Below are 24,535 nucleotides of genomic sequence, written 5' to 3' on the forward strand. Positions count from 1 at the left end.
GTCGCATGTCAGAAGGTATATTTGAAGGAAAAACAGTAGAAGAGGCTATAGAGTCGGCCTGTCAGGAATTGGGTCTCCCCCGGGAACATTTAAAGATCGAGGTTATTTCTACCGGGTCGAGCGGTGTGTTTGGTCTGGGTCTGAAAAAGGCAAAGGTTCGGGTCAGCGTCCCGACTCCGGAAGCGCAGCCTGAAGGACCCGGAATAGAGAGGGCTGATCCGGAGCAGATATTACAGGAATTGATTGCCTTGCTTGATTTTGACCTGGCCGTAGAAAGCAGCATTGAGAATGGCTTCGAAGTCCTTAACCTCCGGGGTAAGGACGCGGGTCTCCTTATCGGCAAACAGGGGCAGACCATTGATGCGCTGCAATATCTCTTAAACAAGATGCTCAGTAAGGTAGCCGGAGAAAAAATCCAAGTGGTTTTGGACTGTGAGGGTTACCGGGAGAGGCGAAAGGCTTATCTTACCGAGATGGCCATGCGCCTTAAAGAGAGGGCCCAGAAGACGGGAAAATCATTCTATACAGACCTGCTTAGTGCTGCGGACCGGCGCGCCATACATGTCGCCCTGCAAAATGATCCGGTCGTTAAGACCAAAAGTATCGGGGATGGGTTGTTAAAAAAAGTTGCCGTCTTCGCGCGGGAGCGGGGAAAAGCAAAAGGTATGTCCCGTTAGATGTCCTGACTATCAGTCGTTGTCATTCCCGTCCAAACGGGAATACAGGGGTAAACTCTAACGGGAATTTAGGGTATAGATTCCTGCTCCCTGACTGGGTTCAGGGACAAGCTTCGCAGGGATGACTTATTCTGCCTACCGCATATATGTATCGTCACGGGGATACCATAGCGGCTATAGCCACGCCGGTAGGCGCGGGTGGTATCGGGATAATCAAAATCAGCGGCCCCCGGGCCGAAGACATAGTTCGTAATATCTTTCGGCCCCGTAACCCCATCGATCACTTCCAGAGTCATCACCTCTATTTCGGACACATCGTTGATCCGGCAAAGGGAGAGGTCATAGACGAAGTCCTCCTCTCCGTGATGCGCCGTCCGCATACCTACACGCGTGAAGACGTGGCCGAGATAAACTGCCACAGCGGCTATATCGTTTTGCAGAGAATACTGTCTGTGGTTCTGGCCTGTGGCGCCCGTCTGGCTGACCCGGGTGAATTCACCAAACGGGCCTTCCTGAACGGTCGGATTGATCTTACGCAGGCCGAGGCGGTCATGGAGAGTATCGCGGCGCGGACGAGCCGTGGCCTCAAACTGGCTACCGGCCAGCTTATGGGCGGACTGGCGGAGCGGGTGAATACTATAAAAAACGGCCTGCTGGATGCACTGGCTGTCATGGAAGTGGCCATAGACTTTCCGGAGGAGGATGTGGAGATCATGGAGGCCGAAAAACTAGCCTGCCGGCTGGAAGGCGAGGCGGTCAAACCCATTCGGGCCCTCCTGGCCTCTTACCAACAGGGAAGGGTTTACCGGGAAGGGGTCACGGTGGCCATAATGGGCAGGCCCAATGTAGGCAAATCCAGTCTTTTGAACGCCCTGCTGGAGGAGGAAAGGGCCATTGTTACGGCCATACCCGGGACAACCCGGGATATTATTGAAGAGCTTTTAAACGTGCAGGGGATACCGGTTAAGATTATCGATACCGCCGGCCTCCGGGAGGCACGCGATGAGATAGAGGGAATCGGCATAAAGCTGACCCGAAAGCGGATAGCCGGGGCCAATCTGCTCCTCTTCGTGATAGACGGCAGCGCTGATTTGAGCCCGGAGGATTACGCGATTTATAAGGACATCCAGGGCCGGGCCTTCATAATCGTAATCAATAAGATGGACCGGGGCATTAAGCTGGATACAGAGAGACTGCGCGAATCTTTTGGCCTCGGAGACCTGGTAGTGATTTCCGCCTTGCTGGGGACGAATCTGGGAAAACTTAAAGATGCTGTTTTTTCGGCCGTGGTCGGAGGCGCAGCGGATATGCCGGACACCGCCATTATTCCCAATGCCCGGCAGTATGCGGCCCTGGCCCAGACCCTGCCTTTTCTTTCTCAGGCCCGGGAGAACCTCCTTAAGGGCATCACGCCGGATATAGTAGCTATCGACATTCAGGAGGCCCTCGATCGCCTGGGTGAGATCACGGGCCAGACCACACCGGAAGACGTCTTGGACCGTATCTTCAGCCGGTTCTGCATCGGCAAATAATATTCTTTGGGGACAATGTCATCGCGAGTCCGCCGGGATAGGGCGATTTCCCTTTTATCAAAGGGGTCAGGGGGATTCTCAGGTGAAGGGATCGGCATCAGAGCTTTTACTACAGGCAGCCGCTGAGATCAAGATATTCCTTTCTGACTCCCAGGTAGAGAAATTCCTATTCTATCTTGCGGATTTAACGGAATGGAATAAAAAAATAAATCTGACCGCCCTGAAGACCGACCGGGAAATTATCTATAAACATTTTATAGATTCACTGACGCCGCTTCCCCTTATCCCGCCGTACAGCCATGTCCTGGATATAGGCTCAGGGGCTGGGTTCCCGGGTATCCCGCTGAAGATAGCCAATCCGGGATTTTCTATAACCCTGGTCGAGGCCAGAGAGAAGAAGGCCTTTTTTCTAAGACATATAATCCGCGCCCTCGGCCTTCGGGGAATCCGGGCCGAGCGTTTGCATCTGGATGCGGCTATGGCCCAAGAGCTGCAATGGCGCGAAAAATTTGACGTGGTCATCTCGCGGGCGGCTTTTGACTTAAAAATCTTCCTCGATTTGTCCCGATTTGTTCTCAAAGAGAAGGGTTATGCCATTGCCATGAAAGGGCCGCGGGTGCAGGAGGAGATTGACGCCGTGGCCCGGGATGCCCGGCTCCAGGTCTTTCATCTGGTCAATAACCTGGAAATTACCCTGCCGGTTACGCACGAAAGACGGCGGCTTGTCGTTTATCGCAGGAATTGACACTATGCCACAGTAATAGGTGGCTTTTGGAATCGTGTGGACTTTCCCCACATCTTTATGGAAACCATCATTTCTGAGCGTAACTTGCCGGTAATCAGGGGCCCCAAATCCACCGTCTAATTTAGCTATCGAGATTAAAATCAGCAGGTTATGGATTATTCCTGATCACCAGCAAGATATCAGATGCAAGGCGCCGAGGAGCGACGACTGAGGCGTATGGAGCAATACGCCGCAAGGAGGAGCGATCGAAGGCAACGCCGCAGATGATATCTTGCTGGTGATCAGGGGGGCAATCGTTCCTTGACAGATCCCCGCAAAGATATTAAAGATACAGGCAGATTAAGGTGTTTAATGCCAGAGGGGATGTAGCTCAGCTGGGAGAGCGCCACGTTCGCAACGTGGAGGTCGTGGGTTCGATCCCCATCATCTCCACCAGGAAGATCAAGGGGCTATCTGATACAGTCAGATAGCCCCTTTCGGTTTTAGTAACGTATTAGTAACCACCTGCAAAAAACAGGTAACCAATAGGTGACCAAAAACAAAAAGGCTATCCGCCGAGGAGGATAGCCTTTAATTTTACTGGTGCCCCCGGCGCGACTCGAACGCACGACACCCAGATTAGGAATCTGGTGCTCTATCCACCTGAGCTACGGGGGCGCAAAAGATGGTACAATTTCTCGTGTTCTCTAACACGGAGAAGGCTTACTGTCAAGTGACCGGGCCTTTTAGGGTGCAGAAGGTGATTTTGCGGCCTGAAGCTTTATAAGCCTTATTCTCTCCTGCATCCGGTTTAAATGGCTGCCCGGCCAGTAAACCTTCCCGCAAAGGGGACACCGGGCGAATGAAGAAGCCGTCCGGCGCACGTATTCCGGCACCAAGGTATCTACCTCTTCATTGGAGACAGTTGTAAGCGGCATGTTACACAAAATACAGCGGCTGAACCACATCTCCTCTTTAAAGTCGATATGGCCTGCCTTGTAGAGCTGCCCGAGCTGCGCATCCACATGGTCTGAGGAGATAAATACCGCGCCGGGAACGTTATGCAGCAGGCTTCTATCGCGGGTTAAAAAGATGCGCCTTTGCGCTGCTTGCTCTCTTATTTCAGGCAAAGCAGGATACGCGAGATAAATGGTATCAAAACCCAGGATGCGCAGCCACTTGGCAAGCTTGCCCAACATTTTGTCGGCCAGGAACCGCATATTAATTGAAGGTCTTATGCCGGAATCCCGGCGGGCAGGGGAGGGAAAATACCGTAGAAGGCGCATTGGATAAAAGAGTTACCTTTTTGTAGGCCATGGATAGGCGCAGTCCGGATAATGGCAGAGAAAAACAGACCGTTCCCGGATAAGAGAAATCCCCATTTTTTACCACGCCATCGCTCTCTGCAGTTAGAAGCTCATTGTCCCGGATATCCTTTAATGCCAGTCGCCTAACCACGCCTTCCGATGGTTCAAGCCAGACCTCCTCCCTTAATCCTGATCGTTCATTCGATAGTTCCATTACCACCAGAGACGGATTAAGTTTATGAGGATAAATGGAAATCAGCCGCCGGTTTTTAAAATCAAAGCCTCCCAGGAACCAGTGATATATATCCTGTATTTGTACGCCGCCTGGGATAAGAGAGGCCACAGCCGATGACGACAGATTCCCGTCGTAATATCTCATGGCCAGGACAGAAATAAGGGCAAAATGTTCTCCATCCGTGGCAAAAGACAAGACCGGCTGGCTGAAAAGACCGAGACAGTCCAGACGCAGTGAAGACGGCCCTTGTCCTACAATCAGGGCTTGGCCTTTGTAATCTACGCCTGAATACGCAAGGGTTATATCAGCCTCGGCCTCAAAACTGTTCATTGCCCCATTGCGCCGGTCAAGGCCGGCCCTTATCTCCTTCTCAAGGGCGCCTGTCTCATAGCCGGGTTGTTCAATGGCTTTCGGCACTACTGCACAAGAGGCCGTTGTCAATAAAATCAGCAAGAGAAAAATCAGTTGCTTCACCTGGAAATACCTCTTATCTGTCATTCCTGCCCCGTGTGTAATTCCTGCGAAAGCAGGAATCCACAAACTAAAACCCTGGATTCCGTGTCAGGCACGGAATGACATTTTCACCTGAAAATCCCCCTGTATCCCCCTTTTCCAAAGGGGGACTTTTAATCCCCCCCCTTTAGCAAAGGGGGGGGATTATTTTTATTGTCCTTTGTCCGCCGCGGATGTGAGTTTCATCGGGGACACCGGGGAATCCTCATGACATCCTAATGCTTTGTTTTTATTTATCACTCAGACTATCCTCCCCGAGTAAAGACATGACTTCCTCTATCTTGGCGGAAACCTTGTCCTTGTCTTCCTTTTTGGTATAGGCGGACTCTGCTTTAAGATAACTTTCCAGCGCCTTGGGGAAAAGTCCTTTCTTGTAATAGACATCCCCCAGGTGTTCGGATATTACAGGATCTCCTCCCACCGATTCGTTCGCCTTTTCCAGTTCCTTAATAGCCTCGTCATAAAGTCCTTTTTTGTAATATACCCACCCCAGGCTATCTGTAATATAGGCATCGTCAGGCCTTATCTGGAGGGCCTCTTTGATCATTTTTTCCGCTTCGTCCAGTTTGACTCCCATGTCCGCATAGGTGTAACCCAGATAGTTCAAGGCGTAGGCATGCCGGGGATTAGCAACGAGAACCTCCTTCATCTTCGCGATGCTCTTTTCCTTTTCACCACGCTTATCAAAAACCACCCCCAACTGAAACTGGAGTTCCATGTCTTCAGGGAACTCTTTGATGCCCTCCCACAAAACGGACTCTGCCTGGTCCAGCCGGTCTGCATCCTCATAAGCATAAGCCATGGCGATATAAAGCCCGGGCTTTCTTGATTTGGAAGATATGGCTTCCTGTAAAATCGCTATAGCTTCATCTGACCTTTTCTGCTGACGCAGGATATTGGCCAGTTGTATTCGTGCTTCAATGTAGGTCTCTGATCCCTCCGGGATTTTCTTGTATTCTTCAATAGCCCGATCAGGTTCCCCTCTCTCGGCATACGCTGCGGCCAGATAATAACGCGCCCTATGTTCATCGGGGTTGGCCGAAAGCGCATTCCCCAGTTCCTTAATAGCCTCGTCATATTTGCCTTCTGCCAGATAGATCATGCCTATGCGCGCCAACACCCTGGTATCATCAGGAGAGACCTTCTTGGCCTCTTCGAATTGTTTGATGGCGTCAGAAAATCGATCTTCGCTGAGATAATAACCGCCTAACCGAATTAACACCTCGGTATTATGGGGATGAAAGGCAACGATCCGTTCATACATGGAAATTACTTTATCCTTCTTCCTCTCGGCCTCATAAAGGGCCGCCAAGTCGAAAAGCGCCGGTTCAAAATATGGATTAATATCCAGGGTCTTTAAGTAATATTTCTCCGCCTCTGTCCAGAGCCTTGTCTCAGAGTAAACCCGCCCCAGATAATAATAGGCCATTAATGCCTCACCATTTTTTTCTATCAGACGTTTTAAGGTCTTAACCGCCATCTCGTATTCTTTGTTTTTCGCATAAAGCATTCCCAAAAGTAGATAGGACTCCTGATCTTCGGGATTTGACGTTATTATCTGCTCATACTCATTAATAGCCTCCCCGAACTGTCCAAGGCTTGTATAAATACGGGCCAAAAGCAGGTGAACAGATACCGAATCATTCAGATGCACAGACTTCCTTGCCCAGTAAAGGGCGTCCCGGAGATGTTCTTGTTGGGCCAGGGCAGAGGCCAGTTCAAACATCAACTGAGCGGACTGCGGGTCATAATCCAGGGCCTTTTTATACTGGTCAACAGCGCCTTTCAGGTTACCGGCCTTCCACTCCATCTGGGCCTGCAGATAATGGTAATAGGCCTGTCCCTGGTCTCCATCTGCTTCTGGATACGCGGTAGAAACGCTTAAGCACAAGAGGGCAAGAGTTAAAATCAAAAGGGAACCGACTCTACAATACGGCATTAAGTTATACCTCCAATGAACATGCATAGCGAGCGCATTCCCCGCTGCTTGCAGCGGTGTTAGCGAGCGAATACGATGCATTTTACCTTGCATACGGAGATTCCCCGTAGCTTGCTGCGGGGAGCTTCAATTATAGGTAACGTCACTGGTCATTAGTCATTGGTTAAGCGGGAAGATTTAGCGCCTTTCCCAGTGACAAATGACTATTGACTAATGACATTCACTATAAAACCTACTCTCCGGTAATTGCTACATAATCTTCAATATCCGGCAGTTCCTTCTTCAGATAGTCCTTGAGGCGTTTCATCAGGCCGGCCTCAATCTGGCGTGCCCGTTCTCTGGTTACACCAAACCTGTCGCCGATTTCCTGGAGAGTAAGAGGATTTTCTGCCAGCATGCGCATTTCAAATATCTCTTTCTCCCGCCCTTTCAGCGTATCTCCAAACTCCCTTAGCTTACGTTGCAGTTTCTCTGAAAGCTCTGAGTGTGCTATTTCATCTTCAACCGCCGGCCCTTCCGCCTTTATAGTGCTGCCGTACGTACTACCCGTATCGTCTTTTTGGGCCGGGGCATCAAGCGAAACCTCCCATCCTCCCATCCGTTCCGCCATCTCTATTACGTCCTGTTCTTTAACCTGGAGCCTTTCTGAAATAAGCTTGGGGACCGGCTCATATCCCAACGCATCCAGCCGATCCCTTTCCTTCTTAAGATTATAGAAAAGCTTTCGTTGTGCCTGGGTGGTTCCGATTTTTATCAGGCTCCAATTGTCCATGATAAATTTCAAGATATACGCCTTAATCCAGTAAGAGGCATAATAAGAAAACTTAACCCCCTTAAAGGGGTCGAATTTCCGCACCGCCCGCATAAGCCCGATATTCCCTTCCTGTATAATATCCAAAAAATTCTGCATCCAGTACTTCTGGAAATCAAGCGCTATCTTCACGACCAGACGAAGATTGGAGGTCACCAGCCTGTAAGCGGCCTCCATATCTTTATCTTTAAAATAACGCAAGGCCAGGTCTTGTTCTTCCTTTCTGGTGAGGAGAGGATAACGGTTTATCTCCATTAAATATTGACGCAGCGGGTCATGGGAGACGAGCGAATTCGTTTTCTCTTCAGGCGCTTTGGTATCTTCTTCAGAACGGTGGCTACTATTTGTGGGGTCTGCCAATATATTGCCTTTAACCGGAATTTTAAATGGAGGGCGGGCACACTGTCTGGCTAAATTTAAAGCTATTCTAACATAATATTGATATTCGTCAACAGCGTTAAACTTTCCCCGACTAGACCAAAAAATGACCTTTTCACCCTTATTGTGGCTATTGACTTTTAGACCTCTGTGCACTATAAGGAAGACCTTCTTGCGCATCCCTTTATACAAATCTATCCGGAAGGATTTTTAATTTTGCCATGAGTAAATCATCCCGTTATACCGAAGCCGGTGTTGATATTACACGGGCCGACCGTTTCATAAACAAGATCAAACCCCTTGTGGCCTCTACCTTCAAGAGCGCAGTCATATCCGACCTCGGCGGGTTTGCCGGCCTGTTCTCCCTAAGCGCCATCAGATATCAAAAACCAGTGCTTGTCTCTTCAACAGACGGTGTGGGGACGAAGCTAAAGATAGCAGCCCTTCTTAATAAACACGACACTATCGGCATAGATCTGGTCGCCATGTGCGTAAACGATATAATTGTCCATGGCGCCCAACCCCTCTTTTTTCTTGATTATCTATCTACCGCTAAGCTCATGCCTGATGTGGCAATCGATATAGTCAAAGGCATCGTCAGGGGGTGTAAGGAGGCCGGATGTTCGCTAATAGGCGGGGAGACAGCGGAAATGCCCGGGATGTACGCTCCGGATGACTATGATCTGGCTGGGTTTGTGGTCGGCATAGTCGAACAGGATAAAATTATAGACGGCTCTGAGATATCTGTGGGCTGTAAATTAATCGGCCTTGCCTCCAGCGGCCTGCATAGCAACGGCTACTCCCTGGTGCGTAAACTCTTTCTTGAAGAGCTTCAGTGGGAGTTGGAACGGGAGATCCCTGAATTAGGCCGGACGTTAGGCAAAGAGCTGTTGGAGCCGACCCGGATTTACGCCAAAACTATACTCAATATCCTGAAACATCAAAAAATATCCGGCATCGCGCATATCACCGGAGGCGGTTTCATAGATAACATACCGCGTATTTTACCCCAGGGTTGTAAGGCCATCATCCATGGGGGATCGTGGGATGTCCCCCCCATATTCAGCCTTATTCAGAAAGAAGGCCGTATTACAGATGACGAGATGTATAAGGTGTTTAACAACGGTATCGGCCTGGTACTGGTAGTTCCCGCAGAGGCATGTCAGGACGTGCTCTTTGAGGCCCAGGCCAATAAAGAAAAGGCCTTTGTCATTGGCGAAATAGCGCCCCGGCAAAAAGGTGAAGTTCCTGTTCAGATTGTACCTGGCAGAGAATAATGGTTGTGTTCAATCCTAACCGGAATTATCCTTTTCTCACAAAATCCAGGCAACTGTGTGCAGGCAGGAGATATAAATTGTGAAGGCCGCATATGCCGGCGTCCCCGCGGCTGCATCCATGTACGGAACTCAAGATGTTGATTCCCTTGAAGACCTCTTCCAGCATAAGGGGATCGTTGTCAAAATGCCTGCAATTCCCGCAAGTCGTGGCCAGTTGTGGGTTCACACCTAACCTCCTATAGCCGCCCAGTAGTTCTTAAATACGACGCTGGTAAGAATAAAACCAAGAGGAACATTCACCAGCACCCCTATGGCAAATGCCCAGAACGGCTTCATTCCAAATGTGGCCAGGTCTTTGAAGCGGGTAGCCAGTCCGATGCAAAGGAAGCATAAAACAAAGGTCCAGTCTCGAAGCTTCTTTATGGGGGCGATGGCCTTTTCCGTGAGCACGCTTTCGACCCAGTCCGATTTAAATTGGAGATTCTTCAGCGCCCACTCCTGATCCGGGGTGACAGCCGCCGGGAGCAGTATCTGGAGCTCCTGCCTGGACATTTTACCTTTATAGGTTATAGCTTGTGCCACGGGATCATACGCGAACTTTTCCGCCAATTGGGCCGGGGCTTGATAGTTTGAAAAGTCGGCTTTATAGGCGTGCTTTTGGCCGTGTGACTTGTAAACATCGTCCAGTTTGGCCTTTCCAGAGTGGCTAGACGGTGCCATACCGGCAATTACACTGACGATCACGCAGGCGGCAAAAAAGCCGAGGACAAATTTAGGAAAACGGTCCCAAACCACACCGACACCAAAGGTACGAGTGCCTTCGCCCTTTTCCCAGTACATACACGAGACGACCGATAGTATGAAGGCCCAAAGCCCTACCCAAATATCCCGGCCGATGACCTTCATCAAGGTAAAGGCCTGGATGGCCGCATCTCCATAACGTTGGGCAATTTCCGCAACCACGGCGAAACCGGCAGCATCCGCATACTCTGAGGTTCCTACCCAGGCGCCGGCTTCTCCAGGGGTAATTATGTACCACGGATCAGCGGGTGTAACCGGGGTTCCAGGCGGCGGGATCATAAATTTTGTGACCACCGTCAGGGTGAGGATCATGACTATAGCCCATACTGAGACCACACCGATACCAATGGCAATATGATCCTTCTCTGCCTTTACGGCTCCGCCTATGGCAATAGACCCGGAAACTCCACAAACCGCTCCGCCTGCACCCAGGACAGCCCCAAAGCGCGGATCGAGCTTAAATATCCGGGTAGCCGCCAGGTATATAGTCAACCATGTGCCCACAGACACTATGGTAGCCTGCAGAAAGGCAATCCCGCCAGCTTCCAAAATCAGAGTGAGTGGCAGCGTAGCCCCCAGGAGCACAATACCAGTCTTGATATAATATTCGGTGCGCATCGAGGTGTGCATCCATTTGGGTATTTTAATGGAATTGCCGATCAGAAGGCCGATCAACAGGGCGAGGAGCGGCGCGCCCAAGTCCCATTTTTTCATCACTTCCCACCCGGCCAGGTAGAAGATTAGAAGGGCTCCGATAAAGATTATTACGTAGCCGCCGATGTACTCTTTAACGCTGCGTCCCATAATCGATATGCTTAAGGTGAAAACTGCGCCGAACCCAAGGAAAATAGCCATGTACCCGCCCAAATGGTCAGAAAAATCCTTCACGGCTTCGCCAATACTACTCCACCCGCCGGGAGTCACGGCGTATGGTTTGATAGTGCCGCCGGTCCAGAAGGCTATCATAGCTACGGCAATAATAGCCAACCCGAGCCATATGGCCCAGTAGTCTTCGGTCCTGAATAATTTAGATTGGTGTTTCGCCGGCTGAACTGCCATACCTTGGTTACCTCCCTCTGTTTAGAGATACGGTCCTGTGTTAACCGTCCTCAATGAATCGGGGTCTCTTTCTACGTAATTTATCTGCCAGAAAAACAAAAAAGTCAAGTCATTATGGGAGAATTTTTGTGGAATTACTGCTTAAAGGTTTTATCCGTTTAGGGGAGAGCCGGGGAATCAATAGGTTGATCCGATGGCGCTTCTTACCACCCGGGCCATATTTTGTATCTTATAAGGTTTTTTTATAAAACCGTCCGCCCTCTTATCCAACAGGGGCTCCAGGACTTCATCTTTGGCATAGCCGGTTGAGATAACTACCTTGATATCTGGATTTATCTGCCGCAAACGCTCAAAGGCCTCTTTTCCGCCCATATTAGGCATGATCAGATCCAGAATAACCAGATCGATCTTATCCCGCTGTTTTTCATATAACTCTAGAGCCGCCAGGCCATCCTCGGCCACGAAAACATTGTACCCCAGTTGTTCCAATGTGTCTCTGCCCAGTTCACGGATTATGCTCTCGTCATCCACCAGGAGGATGGTTTCACCCTTTCCTTTGGGAACATCGGAGGTCTTTCCCTGTTCTTTCATCTCTTCTGCTTCAGAAGGGCCTTTAGAAAGAGGCAAGTATATGCTGAACGCCGTTCCGGCCTCGGGTGTGCTCTCAATCTCAATATAACCCTTGAATTCATTAATTACACCATAGACCATAGCTAAGCCCAGGCCGGTGCCGCCGGATTCTCCTTTAGTGGTAAAAAACGGGTCAAATATCCTTTGTTGGATTTCGCTATTCATGCCCCCACCGGTATCAATAACAGAAAGCCGGACGTACTCCCCATCTGCCGGCTGATGGGGCAATTTCTTCTCCATGCCGTCAAAAGAATGAAAAGATACCTCGGTCTTAATGGTCAGTTTCCCGCCATTGGGCATAGCCTCGACGGCATTAACGCAGATATTCATGACAACCTGCTCCATCTTGGCTGAATCTATATCCACATAACAAGGCTTAGGTGACAGAATATGGCCGATCTTAATACTGCGATCCGTTGTTCGCCCTAGTATTTGTAATACCTCCAGTACAATCTCATTAAGGTCGGCTGTTTTGATCTCAAAACGGCCACGGCGGGCGAATGTCAGTATCATACTGGTGAGCTCTGCGGCCCGTACGGCCGAGCGTTCGATCTGCATAACATAGCGCGCGATAGGGCTGTCTGCAGGGAGCTTGGTCCTGATAAGAGAGGCAAACCCCAGGATGCCGGTTAAGATGTTATTAAAATCATGCGCAATTCCTCCAGCCAGGGTGCCCAAAGACTCCATTTTCTGGGCCTGCAAAAGCTGTCCCTGCGTCATTTTTAACTCTTCGATGGCCGTGTCGAGTTCGGCATTCCTCTCCGCTAATTTGGCGCGTGAGACCTCCAGATCAGACATGATTTTTTTTAAAGGTGAGATGTCGCGAAAGGCATACAAATACCCTACAAGTTTGCCGGCTGAGTCCTTGATCAGGGAGGCGCTGACCAGGGCAGGGATGGTTTCGCCGGTAGCCGTAGTTATGGTTGTTTCGATATTAAAGATATTTTGATCGCTGTCCAGGGCGCGTTTGACGGCACATTCCGTCTCACAAAGCCCTGACTTTAAAACATCTTTGCAATACATCCCCTGGGCTTCATGGCCCCGGAACCCGGTTATTTTCTCTGCGGCCCTATTAAAATAGGTGATGCGCGCCTGCAGATCGGTTACCAAGACGGCATCCGGCAGAGAATGCAGAATAGCCGACGCACTAATATTCCCTGCCCAAGCATCCGGGCTTCTATATCCTTCGGTCAAGGCTTTCTACTCCTTGATGTTACGTTCGGCTATGAATCGGCAGATAGGAGCTCCCGTGGAACGGCATGAAACCTCGCGAGAGATAAACGTACCCATTCCGGCCGGATAACGAGGCCCATAAACCAAGTCCATATAGGAGGCTGTACACGCATTAAACATATAACATCGGCTATGCGGTTGGGGGCCATATTCCTCCAGATAACGGCCGGGATCGTAGGCGTTTTTTACTGTCGTGACCAGTCTCTCGCTTGGCACCAGCTCTTCTACTTCTATGTATCCTATACCAAAGACATTGGTAAAGGCTACCAGGGCCTGAACTTCGTCTTCCGGAGACTTGATCATGGGCAGGATGTGTTCCCGCCAGTGCATGGATGTCCGTGCCCCATGAAAGGTGTGGTAGCCGCATTGCAGCACCGCGTCATAAAGTTTTTGCTCTACTACCTGAGCTGCACTCTCATCTACCTTATGGATGACACGGGAGACGGCCTTAAAGAAAAATTCATTGTAATTTATGGCCGCGTATATTCCAAAAGCAGCCATGATCCCCCGCTCATTACTTTCAATGGGCAGGCGCGAAGCCAGTTCTATTACCTTTTTGCTGTCCATAGCCATCACTTATTAACTGATACGGTAAATTCACATCGATCGCAGCCCGTAATCATGCAATGATCTTCCTCAACCCTATATTTACCCACCGTCCCTCCATAAATGGCCGCCAGTATTCCCGCCAAAAAACCACGGGTTAAATGGCAGACCGGTCTCCGGCGACGGCCATATTTGGCCAACCAGCCTACCACATAGTAAGAGGAATCAGCCCAGGCCCTGCCCCCGGATTCATTCAACTGCGAGAAATCCAACCGGCCGAACCCCATAAACCGGTACAGTTCAGCGGCGGCCTCCATCTTGTCCCGATCGGTCTTGTCCTTTCCCAGACTCAATATATAATTATTGAAATTAAGGTAAAATTCTTCGGCTGCCGCACGGACAAAGATATCCACCGCATTAATTTCCTCTATTTCTTCAAGCGCCTTGACTAACCCACAATTATAATGATGGCAATGGAGGGATACCATCACCCCGTCAAGTTTCATGATATTAAGATTGGAGTCAAAACAGACAAGCATGACAAAGAGATCCTTAGCATTTGTAGTGTATGTTATTTATTTAACAAATTCCATCGGCAAATATCAAGCAATTCTTTAATAAGACCTCGGGGACATGGGTATGATTTCTGGTTGTGCGATGTAGATTAATGAGGAGGGGTTGAGACCTAATGCAGAGGATTGGGTTAGAGAAATTGCAGGAATGCAATAATCAGTTGCAATAACGCAATGATATTCCGGTATTTTAAAAGATGAACCTATCTAATCAAGCGGATATATTTTAATTTTTGTGAACGCTATAAGGGCAACCGACAAGAAAGCAGGACAGAGATAATATTGGCACATTAATTGCTTAATTTAAGGTTAGGCTGTTAGGTGCCGGGAGAGGGAACAGGGATGAGAATTTTGCCCCCTATCTATCCTGTTCCCCTCCCGGTTTTTTTATTGTAATATACAAGCGAAGTTAGACCAATGGAGGTAGGATACATGTAAATAGTGCTCATCCGGAAACCACCGTTTCCGGTCGTTCCCTAGGCAGATTCGCCGAGGCGAACTTCACGCTATCAGCTGTCAGCAAAAAGTGAGGACAAACAACATATTAAGCTGAATGCTGATTGCTGAGCGCAGATTGCTCCATCTGGAAATCTTGGGGTTTCGGATGGAAACTAACTAGCGATTTCGGCAAAGGTTCCTTGTGGTTAATCTTTTGATAATACGACGAATAACAGACGAAAGGGAAAAGTATGGCAGAGGAAAACGGAAAAAGTTGCAGTTGTGATAACGCGCGGGATGCGGCTCTGGCGGTTCAAGACGAGATGATAAGAGACTCGCTGGGCAGGATTAAAAATATCCTGCTGGTCATGAGCGGCAAAGGCGGCGTGGGCAAAAGCACGGTGGCCACGAATCTGGCGGTTGGCTTGAGCCAGTCCGGGTATAAAGTAGGCCTGATGGATGTTGACCTGCATGGGCCGAATATTCCACGGATGCTTGGGGTTACCGGGCAACCGGAGAATCTTCCGGGACATCGGGTTGGGCCGGTACGGTATTCGAATAACCTCGGGATTATTTCGATCGAATCAGTGATGAGCGATAAGGATCAGGCCGTAATTTGGCGCGGCCCGGTAAAAATTTCGGCGATCCGTCAATTTCTATCGGATGTGGAATGGGGTGAGATGGATTATCTGATTGTCGATGCTCCTCCGGGAACAGGGGATGAACCGCTGACTGTGGCCCAGACTATCCCGGAGGCCCGGGCGGTGATCGTGACCACTCCGCAGGAGGTCTCTTTGGCCGATGTCCGTAAATCTATAAACTTTTGTCGTGAAGTAAACATGCAGATCCTGGGCATTGTGGAGAATATGAGCGGACAAAAATGTCCGCAGTGCGGGCACGAAATCTCGTTGTTTAAGAGTGGTGGCGGTGAGAGAACAGCCCGTGATATGGGGATACCGTTTTTAGGCAAAATACCCATTGATCCGGCGGTAGTGACAGCAGGCGATGCCGGCAAACCTTATGTGCTAAATACGGATAATGGCGTTGCGGCGAAGGCATTTAAGGAGCTGATTGATAAAATAATTTCGATGAGCAAATGATGTTTTCCCCGTGTCGGCATTTTGTATGGTGATCGGATGGCGCGAGAGGCTGCTACGGCGTTTGATGTCTTAGCCCGTGAGTACGATGCCTGGTATGAAAAGGAGCCGCTCCTTTTTGCTATAGAGCTGGAGGCGATAAGATGCGTCTGCCCTTCCCCGGGTAGGCCGTCGTTAGAAGTGGGAACGGGAAGCGGCCGTTTTGCCGCAGCCTTAGGGGTTGAGTTTGGAATTGACCCTTCAATGATTATGCTTAATCTGGCCAAGGCCAGGGGAGTTATATCCGTCCGGGCCATGGGGGAGGCTATTCCTTTCCGGGGTGAGACCCTTGCCGCCGTCTTTATCCTTTTTACATTGTGTTTTGTACAGCGCCCCTTGAATTTATTTAAAGAATGCGGGCGGATTTTGAGGCCGGGTGGACGGATAGTCATCGCCTGCATTAATAAAAACAGCGCATGGGGCAAGCTCTATGCGGAAAAGAAGCAGGCCGGACACCCCTTATATAGATATGCCACTTTTTATGCTTCTACTGAGGTGGAAGGGTTGCTGATTGCAGCCGGATTCAAAGTGGAAAGATTATACTCGACCCTTTTGCAGCCACCGGGGCAGGTGGAGTCGATGGAGTATCCGAGAACCGAACTTTTAGACGAGGCAGGTATTACCCTTTTCTTAGGCAAAAAATGCTGAGCTGCGAATTTGGGGAGATTTGTTATGGCGTGGAAAAGTTGTTGACATCAGGGACAGGATGAATAAGATAGCTGTCAAATTTTGCCATCTTCATTTTGGCTTACCGGTTTTGGAGGGGATACGACATGGGTACGAAATTGAGCTTAAATAGTTTTAAAAATCCATTACTGGTGTTCTCGGTAACCGTCTGGTTTACAGCCTTTCTCCTGTTTCCGGCTTTAGCTACGGCCGCCCTTTCTGACTCCATTCTGAGCGGTCCGGGGGCATCTCTGGAGCGGGAGACAGAACTGGCTAAGGTCAGGCAGGTCCTGGAGAACAAGATGGCCGTGCAGAAGCTAAAGGATTTTGGCTTGAGTCCGGACGAGGTCTCGGGCAAGTTATCTTCGATGACTGATGAACAGATTCATCACCTGGCTTCGCTTTCTGAGCGCATCACGGCCGGCGGTGATGGGGTAGGCACGGTCATCGGCGTATTACTCATCATTATTCTGGTCATAGTAATTATCAATCTTCTGGATAAAAGGATTATCATAAGATAACGCCATCGTGACCCCGTTCCTTTCCGTGGCTTGGCGCAGGAATATAGGATTGCTTGCCGTCGTTCTACAGGTTTTTCTGGCGGCCTCCTGCAGCCGCATAACTACGCGTCTCCAGGTTATCGAGGCAATTACACGCGGAGAGGAACGGGGTCACTACATCTCTTCCGTTCCTTTTATTTATCAAAAAGATAAGCGTTGCGGGACGGCGGCCCTGGCCGGCGTCCTTCACTATTATGGGGATACAATCAGTGAGGAGGCAATTGCCGGGGATATTTTTTCTCCGGGGCTGAGGGGGACATTGCTATCCGACCTGGAAAATTTTGCCCGCCGCCGGGGATTCTACACCCATGTCTATCCGGGAAGTCTGTCCGACCTCAAAAGGCATATCGAACGTAATGAGCCTGTTATTATCCTTATCGATGAGGGTGTTTCAGTCTATCAACGTCCCCACTACCTCGTAGCGGTGGGGTATAGTGAAAAACAGAGGCTGGTGATTGTCCATACCGGGACAGAGGCCGATGCCCTCTGGTCTTACGGGCGGCTGGAATCGGCCTGGGCCCGGATGAATTATCTCTGCCTCCTTATTATGCCTGTTTCCAAGGCCATACAAGAGTAATATGCGTTCTATTATTAAAGCGGCATTTAAATACATAAATTCGTCAAATCCCCCTGTATCCCCCTTTATCAAAGGGGGACTTGACGGGATCCCCCCTTTAACAAAGGGACAAGCTAAAATCCCCCCTTTGGGAAAGGGGGGTGAGGGGGGATTTAGGCTTTTTAATTGCCGTAGCTATATCTCCTGGGCCTTTGTACTATGCTGGATCCTTTTGTGCCTGGGCTGCGGAAAACTACCGGAAATCGTCATCCTTCACGATCCGCTCACGGCGGAGGAACACAATAATCTGGGCGTGTCCTATGAGGCGCGCGGAGAATATAGTTTAGCAGAGCGCGAGTATAAAGAGGCATTAAAGATAAGGAAAGACCTCTTTTGCGCCCAATTTAACATCGGGAACCTCTACTTAAAGACGGGACAGGAAAACGAGGCGGAAGATGCCTACAAGAAGGCGATAGCCCTTGATCCCGCACAGCCTGATATTTATAACAATCTGGCCCATCTTTATCTTCAGAGCGGCCGCCATCCGGATGAAGCGCAAAAAATGGCTGAAAAGGCCGTGAGCTTATCCGGCCCTACGCCTCGGCGTGTCTTCGAGCGGCGCTATCGTTATCTGGATACATTAGGCATGGCTTATCTTGGTCAGGGAGAGGTTGATAAGGCGCTCCGGTGTTTAGAGGAGGCGCTTGACATTGCGCCGGCTGAGGATAATGCCTTTCTGGTTGAGGTCTATAGACATCTGGCCGGGGCCTGTCGGATAAAAGGGGACGAAGTCCAGGCAAAAAAATATCTGGATAAGGCCCTGGAGTTGACAAAAAAAGGCCGTTCTCTTTAAGTTATTTATCTAACTGCCGATAAAACAATAAAGGAGGCAGGGCCATGAAGATAAAAGAGACAGTAACCCATTTGCCTGGCGGGGCCGGCCGGTTAAAGCCCGGGGAAAAAACAGAAGGGGCGTCCTTTCGGGATGTCTTTTCCAAAGTTGCGGGGAAGGCGGATCAAACGCCTGTGAGCGCAGGGCTAAACAATGCGGCGCCGCTTTCTTCTATTGATGCGCTGGCCGCTCCGGGGACAGATACCAGGCTCCGGGGAGTGGCCAGGGCAGAGGAATTGATTGCCCTTCTGGATCAATACCGTATGGCCCTTGCTGATCCAAAGAAAACCCTGAAAGATGCCGGTCTCCTGCTTGATTCGGCTGGTGAGAAGGTCAGACAACTTGATCCTGTTATCCAGGGATTGCCTTCAGGCGACCCGCTCAAAAGGCTTCTGAATGAAACAGGGGTTATTATTGCGGTTGAGACCATTAAATTCAATAGAGGCGACTATCTTTAATACCAGGTTGCAATCCTTTCTTACCCCTCAATGACCTTAACATAAACCTTCCGGGTGCGCGGGCCGTCAAATTCGCAGAAGAAGATGCTCTGCCACGTTCCCAGCAAGAACTTACCTGATTCTACAATTACCTTTACCGAAGAGCCCATGATACTGGCCTTTATATGGGCCGGCGAGTTGCCCTCAGCGTGACGGTAGGGGAAACGAAAAGGTATTACCTCATTCAGGACGGCCAGGATGTCCGTTTGCACACTTGGATCCGCCCCTTCATTAATGGTAACCCCGGCGGTGGTATGGGGGATAAAGATACAACATAGACCGTCCTGAATCCCCTTTTCCTTTAAAACCCGCTCTACCTGACCGGTTATATCTATCAGCTCAGTCTGATTTGTCGTCTTTATAGTGATAGCGGAAGTCATGGATGTGTTTCCCGTAATTGTTCACCGTTCACTGTTGACCGTTCACCGAAAAGACGTTCCTCGCGCTTTTCAGGTTCTTGCAGTCAACGGTGAACGGATAACGGTGAACGATTACTTTCCTTAAGATGTCAGTTTTGGTCCCCGGCTACCGGTAATCTGACCACTACGGTGGTGCCTTTCCCGGCCTCACTTTCGATGTGGATGGTACCGTTTGCCCCGGTTACTATCTGATAAGCCGTCCATAAACCAAGCCCCGGAGACTGGGTCCCTTTTGTAGTGAAGAAAGGCAGAAAGACCCTGGGGATATCTTCGCGCGTGATTCCTGATCCCTGATCGATAAATCGAATCTCGACCATGTCCTGATCCTTGATCCGGTTTATGTTAACCTCAATACTTCCTTGGCCGTCCATGGCTTCAACGGCATTCTGCACGATTTTTTCAAAGGCCAGAGAGATATTGCTTAATGCCTTCACGGATAGGGTCTGCCCGTCACCGGTAACCTTTATGGTGAATGGCGCAAATTTTTTTCTGAGTGAGGAGAAAATAAAGGGAATATCTGCCGTAAATAACTCTTCTTTTTTGACGTAGGAAGTAACCATAAGAAGTTCGTTGACTACTTCCGTGACGCGCAGCGCGGCCTCAACAACAGATTTTAAGCGGTCTCTGGCCTTCTCCACCTCACTATGCTGCAGATGTTCGAGGGCAAGGTCCCCCAGGGCCACTACTGTGGTTATCCTGTTGTTCAATGTGTCGGCTAACCCCCGCACCAGGTCCAGCAGGGCATCCTGCTTCTCCTTTTCCTTGGCTATCCTTCCCAGTTGCTGCCTGTCCAGGGCCCGTTGCACCTTGAAGAGGAGATCAGCCTGTTCACAGGGTTTAAGGATGTAGTCCATGGCCCCGGCATACATGGCATTTACGGCCGTCTCAACGGAGGAATGCCCGGTTATCATGAGGACCACCGATTCCGGCGAGATCTTTTTGGCCTCTTTAAGCAGGGTGAGACCGTCCATGCCATCCATGACCAGGTCAGTAAGGATGAGGTTATAAAACTCACGGCCCAGGCTGGCCAGGGCCTCTTTGCCGCCGGCGACCGGCGTGACTTGATACCCGTCTCGTTCCAGCATGCTGGTCAGGATATCCAGCGTGAGCTTGTCATCATCTACAACCAGGATTTTTTGGGGCGCTGTATCGGCCATATTTTTACCTGATGGATTGTATCAATATTATGGGTATTTGGATTCCATGTCAAGAAGTCTGTTTTTGTATTTTTTTAGGGATTCCCTAAAAAAAGGAAACTCCGGATCTAATTTTTACCTTGACGTATGGGCAGTTTAGTGAGAATTAATTTATAAGGACCGGGAAAGGTAACAATTATATGGACTCTGAGCCCGTTTTTAAAAGCGACATCTTAAAGGCCCGTACACAGCGGCTCCAGGAAAAGATGCGGGCGCAAGGCATCGCTGGAGCCCTTATAAGACAGAATGCAGACCTTTACTATTTTAGCGGCACGATGCAGGAGGCTTATCTTTTTGTGCCCCTGAGCGGCTCACCCCTTCTCATGGTCAGACGCAACCTGGAACGGGCGAGAGCGGAGTCTTCCCTTGAAAACGTTATACCGCTTGGCGGTGTGCGGGGGATTCCCAAGGCGATAGCCGGGCATGGTTATGATGTCCCAGGGCTTTTGGGCCTGGAAATGGATGTCATCCCGGCCAAGCTATTTCTTTATTTAAGGGATGACGTATTTCCGGGAGTGAAAATAGCAGACATTTCTCATGCGATTCGCGAGGCGCGGATGCTCAAATCTCCCCTGGAGATAGAATGGATGCGGCAGGCTGCCGAACAACTGAACAGCGTCATTAAAGAGGTGCCGGATTTATTGCGGCCGGGAATGACCGAACTGGAACTTTCCATTGAGCTTGAATACCGGCTCCGCCGGGCCGGCCACCAGGGATTTATGCGTATGCGAGCCTGGAACCAGGAACTTTTTTTTGGGCACATACTATCCGGGCCGTCCGGCGCGGAACCTTCTTATTTTAAGGGGGCCACAGGAGGCAGGGGTATCAATCCGGCCTTTAGCCAGGGGGCGTCAAGTAAGGTTATCTCTGTGGGGGAGCCTGTTAGTGTTGACCTGGGAGGATGTGTAAATGGTTATATGACCGACCAGACCAGGATGTTTGCCCTCGGTTTCCTGCCCGAGGAGTTGAAAAAGGCTTATGAGGCGGTCATTGAGATACACTATGGACTCCGGAAAAAGATAAGGGTAGGCGAGACCTGCGGCCGCATCTATGAATGGGCCTCTGACAAGGCGGCCTCTCTGGGTTATGCGGACAACTTTATGGGATATGGAGAGGCTAAGATGCCGTTTATCGGTCACGGCATAGGGTTGGAAGTAGATGAGCTGCCGGTTTTTTCGGCCCGGAATCCTATGCGGCTTGAGGCCGGGATGACTTTTGCCATCGAGCCTAAGTTCATCTTCCCCGGAGTAGGGCACATAGGCGTTGAAGATACCTATGTTCTCACGCCGAAGGGCCTTGAGGCGATCACCACGTCACCGGACAGGCTGATGATTATTGACGTTTAGAGGCCTTGAAAGAGGGGTATTATCCATCCGGTGTCAATATTCTGAATTCTGTATCAGTTTAGCTGGTTGAAAGAGTATTCTAAAATCCCTCCCACCCTCCCTTTTTCAAAGGGAGGAGAAACGCTTCCCCCTTTGGGAAAGGGGGATTGAGGGGGATTTTGGCCCTTATAGAGCGCCTTGCTTAGGCATATTTTTCAAAAACCTAAAGTGTTACTGAATTCCGACTCCTGCATTCCGAATTCTGTATGATAAGCGGTATTTTCTCACCAAGCAACGCCACCCGAAGCCACCTGCACGCAAACTTAAAGAGAGAAAGTTCGTCTTGTAACGCCGTCCTTATCTCTTCGCCCTTAAGTTTGTATGTATCCAGGAAGCCTTGTCTGCACACCAGTTGAGCGAATTCGTCCAGGCTGTAACTGGCGAGAAAGAACATCTGTATGCCTGTTTTGTCCAGACCGCCGGCGGGGAACCTCTCGCTAAGGGTTACCTGGGACCACAGGTCGTTCATCTCTTCGTAAACAGCCGTCCCTTGTCTTTCCCTCCATGTCCTTACGGTTAACAAGTTATCTTCTTCCGGGAATCCCCCTGTATCTCCCTTTTCCAAAGGGGGATTTTTTCCATTAAAGCCCAGGCAAAACGGCCGCTTAACTACTGAATACAAGGGGGTTGCTGGTTTGCTGTCCCTGGTTTTGTCAACGCATGGTTCCAGCGGAAAGATGCGGCATGACCAGGGACGGTCCGGATATACCCGGCATCCATCCGGACCGGAGAATGGACAGCGTTTTTCATCGCCGGTCATCTTCATTACCACCAGGGGGTGGCCGATTTCTTCCATATAGAGGGCTGTGGTATAGCGGTCAAGGAATTCCCTTGAGGAAAGAGAAAGATTCCTTTTCAGCCGCATTATGTCATAAGGCGTGAGGAAAAGGTTGATATCCCGGCAGCACCGGTTGAAGCAGTCCAAGCCCTTCCGGCAGTCAAAGGGGAATATGTCATCGAGAGTAAGTGTAAGACTTTCATCCATTGCCATGTCCTCAATTCAATAGCCAAAGTTAGAAGCCGTGGAGACAGGAGACAGAACACAGAATACAGAATACAGAATTATTCTGTCTTCTGACTTCTGACTACTCAGTTTTTACCGCAATAAAGGCCATCTCTACCCGCGCGTCTTTAGGCAACCCGGAAACCTCCACTGTGGCCCTGGCCGGCGGATCGTCTTTAAAGAATTCACTATAGACGGCATTCATGGCGGCAAAGTCATCCAAATCTCTCAGATAGACAGTAGCCTGAACCACATCCGCATAGCCCATACCTGCCGCCCTTAATATCGCCCCAAGGTTTTTCAGAATCTGTCCGGTCTCGGCGGCTATATCTACATTGACCATCTCTCCGGTGACCGGGTCAAGGGCGATCTGTCCGGAGATGAATAACTGGCCGCCGGCCATGACCGCCTGACTATATGGCCCTATGGCCTCCGGGGCCTCTTTTGTAGTAATGATCTTTTTCATCTTTTTTCCCTATCAGGACGTCCGCCTGGGCGGACAGATATGCGCAGAAAATTTTTCAAATTATCTTTCTATATTTAAAATCCTGGTAACACGTTAGGTGTTTGAAACAGTCCTACATTCAGAAAAGGCTATTAATCTGGAACTCACAACCTCATGAAAAGAAGATACAAAAATCTCACTTCAATTTGGAACTCATGAACTCATGAAAAACAGAGCAACCAGAAGCCGAACTGCTGAAAATCAATTTCTCAAAAATACTTTCCTGATTTCCTGAGTTCCTGATTAAAACGTCTTCCTGAATTCCTGATTTGATATGTTTTTTGCACTTTTTATCATGTATTTTCAAAATGCTAACTTGTTACAAATCCTGTAAATCTGCGTTCATCTGCGTCCAATGTCCTGCTTTGATTCGAGAAGTTTCCTCCCCCGGGCGAGAAGACCATAGGTAAGGATACCGGCAAGCACCACTATGTCTTCCGTAGGGAGGAAGGAAGGGATCGTTTCATCAAAGAGGATGTTTCCTTCTGCCGGAAATTCGTCATCCCCCTGCCAGAGTACAAAGGCCAGGGGTATATTGGGGAGCGGACGACATACGAGCGAGATGTCGCCCAGCCCAATAGAGGACAGGGTTGGCAGCCCCTTGGAAAATTTCCGCAATATCTCCGGGTGACGGCCAAAGAAACCGGTGAAAGGCTTAATACACCTCTTGACGAAAGGTTCGTAGTAAAACATGCCCGATGGGATCTGCCGGAAGGTTATCCAGTTTTCCGTGATCGGGACTCCCCGGGCGTGTATCAGGTAATGGAGGATAACGATTTGTTCCGTTGGTTTTAGCGCTTTTGGACCGGTGATAACCTCGATTTCCACTTCCGGGAAGCGGATGGCGCACTCTCCAGCCCAGAAAGTGAGATGGAGGAGCCCTTCGCCCCGGGCGTTTCCTTCCCATCTGCCGCCGGTTCTTATGGAGATTGGTTCCGGCTCCATCACGGCCAATGTTTTCCTGGCTAACGAGATCGATTCCTGGTAAGCCTCTTCAAAAGGCATGTTTCACCTGAAAATATGCTCACCGCAAAGGCGCAAAGGGCGC

25 protein-coding genes and 2 tRNA genes are annotated in these 24,535 nt (G+C 49.8%); 12 read left to right on the forward strand and 15 right to left on the reverse strand.

Annotated elements, in window-relative coordinates:
• Positions 1-5: 5 nt before the first annotated feature.
• The 4 genes from PHT49_04910 (at position 6) to PHT49_04925 (ending at position 3,389) form a co-directional block, all read left to right on the forward strand.
• Positions 6-677 carry a protein jag gene (locus tag PHT49_04910; protein MDD5451216.1) on the forward strand — a complete coding sequence of 224 codons (672 nt, stop codon included), beginning with the start codon at positions 6-8 and terminating at the stop codon, positions 675-677.
• 146 nt (positions 678-823) lie between these two features.
• A complete protein-coding gene (gene mnmE / locus PHT49_04915; protein MDD5451217.1) occupies positions 824-2,209 on the forward strand; it encodes a tRNA uridine-5-carboxymethylaminomethyl(34) synthesis GTPase MnmE in 1,386 nt (461 codons plus the stop codon).
• 82 nt (positions 2,210-2,291) lie between these two features.
• Positions 2,292-2,954: a 16S rRNA (guanine(527)-N(7))-methyltransferase RsmG gene (rsmG, locus tag PHT49_04920; GenBank protein MDD5451218.1), complete on the forward strand. Its 663-nt coding sequence runs from the start codon at positions 2,292-2,294 to the stop codon at positions 2,952-2,954.
• Between the two features lie 359 nt (positions 2,955-3,313).
• Positions 3,314-3,389, forward strand: a tRNA-Ala gene (locus PHT49_04925).
• A 145-nt stretch (positions 3,390-3,534) separates the two neighbouring features.
• Here PHT49_04925 and PHT49_04930 read toward each other — a convergent pair.
• The 5 genes from PHT49_04930 to PHT49_04950 form a co-directional block, all read right to left on the reverse strand.
• A tRNA-Arg gene (locus tag PHT49_04930) sits at positions 3,535-3,611 on the reverse strand.
• Between the two features lie 68 nt (positions 3,612-3,679).
• Entirely contained in the window at positions 3,680-4,153 is a 474-nt protein-coding gene (locus PHT49_04935; protein ID MDD5451219.1) for a Mut7-C RNAse domain-containing protein, read from the reverse strand.
• A 1-nt stretch (position 4,154) separates the two neighbouring features.
• The gene (locus PHT49_04940) at positions 4,155-4,973 is read right to left on the reverse strand and encodes a hypothetical protein (protein MDD5451220.1); all 819 of its coding nucleotides are present in this window, start codon (positions 4,971-4,973) and stop codon (positions 4,155-4,157) included.
• Between the two features lie 244 nt (positions 4,974-5,217).
• A complete protein-coding gene (locus PHT49_04945; GenBank protein MDD5451221.1) occupies positions 5,218-6,927 on the reverse strand; it encodes a tetratricopeptide repeat protein in 1,710 nt (569 codons plus the stop codon).
• 232 nt (positions 6,928-7,159) lie between these two features.
• Entirely contained in the window at positions 7,160-8,296 is a 1,137-nt protein-coding gene (locus tag PHT49_04950; protein MDD5451222.1) for an RNA polymerase factor sigma-32, read from the reverse strand.
• A 41-nt stretch (positions 8,297-8,337) separates the two neighbouring features.
• On the opposite strand from PHT49_04950, the gene purM reads away from it, so the two are divergent.
• A complete protein-coding gene (gene purM, locus PHT49_04955; GenBank protein ID MDD5451223.1) occupies positions 8,338-9,393 on the forward strand; it encodes a phosphoribosylformylglycinamidine cyclo-ligase in 1,056 nt (351 codons plus the stop codon).
• A gap of 25 nt (positions 9,394-9,418) precedes the next feature.
• On the opposite strand, the gene PHT49_04960 is transcribed toward purM, so the two are convergent.
• From PHT49_04960 to PHT49_04980, 5 genes are all read right to left on the reverse strand, one after another.
• Positions 9,419-9,619 carry a hypothetical protein gene (locus PHT49_04960; GenBank protein MDD5451224.1) on the reverse strand — a complete coding sequence of 67 codons (201 nt, stop codon included), beginning with the start codon at positions 9,617-9,619 and terminating at the stop codon, positions 9,419-9,421.
• A gap of 2 nt (positions 9,620-9,621) precedes the next feature.
• Positions 9,622-11,253 carry a putative sulfate exporter family transporter gene (locus tag PHT49_04965; GenBank protein ID MDD5451225.1) on the reverse strand — a complete coding sequence of 544 codons (1,632 nt, stop codon included), beginning with the start codon at positions 11,251-11,253 and terminating at the stop codon, positions 9,622-9,624.
• Between the two features lie 177 nt (positions 11,254-11,430).
• Complete coding sequence (locus PHT49_04970; protein MDD5451226.1) at positions 11,431-13,077, reverse strand: response regulator; 1,647 nt, start codon at positions 13,075-13,077, stop codon at positions 11,431-11,433.
• A 6-nt stretch (positions 13,078-13,083) separates the two neighbouring features.
• A complete protein-coding gene (locus tag PHT49_04975; GenBank protein ID MDD5451227.1) occupies positions 13,084-13,683 on the reverse strand; it encodes a hypothetical protein in 600 nt (199 codons plus the stop codon).
• 5 nt (positions 13,684-13,688) lie between these two features.
• Positions 13,689-14,201 (reverse strand): 4-vinyl reductase, encoded by a 513-nt coding sequence (locus PHT49_04980; protein ID MDD5451228.1) that lies wholly within the window; start codon positions 14,199-14,201, stop codon positions 13,689-13,691.
• 722 nt (positions 14,202-14,923) lie between these two features.
• Between PHT49_04980 and PHT49_04985 the strand changes: the two genes are divergently transcribed.
• The 6 genes from PHT49_04985 to PHT49_05010 all read left to right on the forward strand — a co-directional run bounded on the left by PHT49_04985 (position 14,924) and on the right by PHT49_05010 (position 18,940).
• On the forward strand, positions 14,924-15,772 hold the full coding sequence (locus tag PHT49_04985) for an Mrp/NBP35 family ATP-binding protein (GenBank protein ID MDD5451229.1): 849 nt from the start codon (positions 14,924-14,926) through the stop codon (positions 15,770-15,772).
• Positions 15,773-15,808: 36 nt separating this feature from the next.
• Positions 15,809-16,456, forward strand: a complete 648-nt coding sequence (locus PHT49_04990) for a class I SAM-dependent methyltransferase (protein ID MDD5451230.1) — start codon at positions 15,809-15,811, stop codon at positions 16,454-16,456.
• 125 nt (positions 16,457-16,581) lie between these two features.
• Positions 16,582-16,995: a PA2779 family protein gene (locus tag PHT49_04995; GenBank protein ID MDD5451231.1), complete on the forward strand. Its 414-nt coding sequence runs from the start codon at positions 16,582-16,584 to the stop codon at positions 16,993-16,995.
• A gap of 25 nt (positions 16,996-17,020) precedes the next feature.
• Positions 17,021-17,611, forward strand: a complete 591-nt coding sequence (locus tag PHT49_05000; GenBank protein ID MDD5451232.1) for a C39 family peptidase — start codon at positions 17,021-17,023, stop codon at positions 17,609-17,611.
• Between the two features lie 127 nt (positions 17,612-17,738).
• Positions 17,739-18,443, forward strand: a complete 705-nt coding sequence (locus tag PHT49_05005) for a tetratricopeptide repeat protein (GenBank protein MDD5451233.1) — start codon at positions 17,739-17,741, stop codon at positions 18,441-18,443.
• Between the two features lie 44 nt (positions 18,444-18,487).
• A complete protein-coding gene (locus PHT49_05010; GenBank protein MDD5451234.1) occupies positions 18,488-18,940 on the forward strand; it encodes a hypothetical protein in 453 nt (150 codons plus the stop codon).
• Between the two features lie 20 nt (positions 18,941-18,960).
• On the opposite strand, the gene PHT49_05015 is transcribed toward PHT49_05010, so the two are convergent.
• Entirely contained in the window at positions 18,961-19,359 is a 399-nt protein-coding gene (locus tag PHT49_05015) for a secondary thiamine-phosphate synthase enzyme YjbQ (GenBank protein MDD5451235.1), read from the reverse strand.
• A 128-nt stretch (positions 19,360-19,487) separates the two neighbouring features.
• A complete protein-coding gene (locus PHT49_05020) occupies positions 19,488-20,555 on the reverse strand; it encodes a response regulator (GenBank protein ID MDD5451236.1) in 1,068 nt (355 codons plus the stop codon).
• A 179-nt stretch (positions 20,556-20,734) separates the two neighbouring features.
• On the opposite strand from PHT49_05020, the gene PHT49_05025 reads away from it, so the two are divergent.
• Entirely contained in the window at positions 20,735-21,940 is a 1,206-nt protein-coding gene (locus tag PHT49_05025) for a Xaa-Pro peptidase family protein (GenBank protein ID MDD5451237.1), read from the forward strand.
• 202 nt (positions 21,941-22,142) lie between these two features.
• Here the strand turns inward: PHT49_05025 and PHT49_05030 are convergent, their stop codons facing one another.
• The 3 genes from PHT49_05030 to PHT49_05040 form a co-directional block, all read right to left on the reverse strand.
• Positions 22,143-22,964, reverse strand: coding sequence for a YkgJ family cysteine cluster protein (locus PHT49_05030; protein ID MDD5451238.1), 822 nt, complete (start codon positions 22,962-22,964; stop codon positions 22,143-22,145).
• A gap of 100 nt (positions 22,965-23,064) precedes the next feature.
• Positions 23,065-23,448: a RidA family protein gene (locus PHT49_05035; GenBank protein ID MDD5451239.1), complete on the reverse strand. Its 384-nt coding sequence runs from the start codon at positions 23,446-23,448 to the stop codon at positions 23,065-23,067.
• A gap of 381 nt (positions 23,449-23,829) precedes the next feature.
• On the reverse strand, positions 23,830-24,492 hold the full coding sequence (locus PHT49_05040) for a DUF3786 domain-containing protein (protein MDD5451240.1): 663 nt from the start codon (positions 24,490-24,492) through the stop codon (positions 23,830-23,832).
• Between the last annotated feature and the right edge of the window lie 43 nt (positions 24,493-24,535).

Source organism: Desulfovibrionales bacterium (assembly GCA_028715605.1).
GTDB lineage: Bacteria > Desulfobacterota > QYQD01 > QYQD01 > QYQD01 > QYQD01.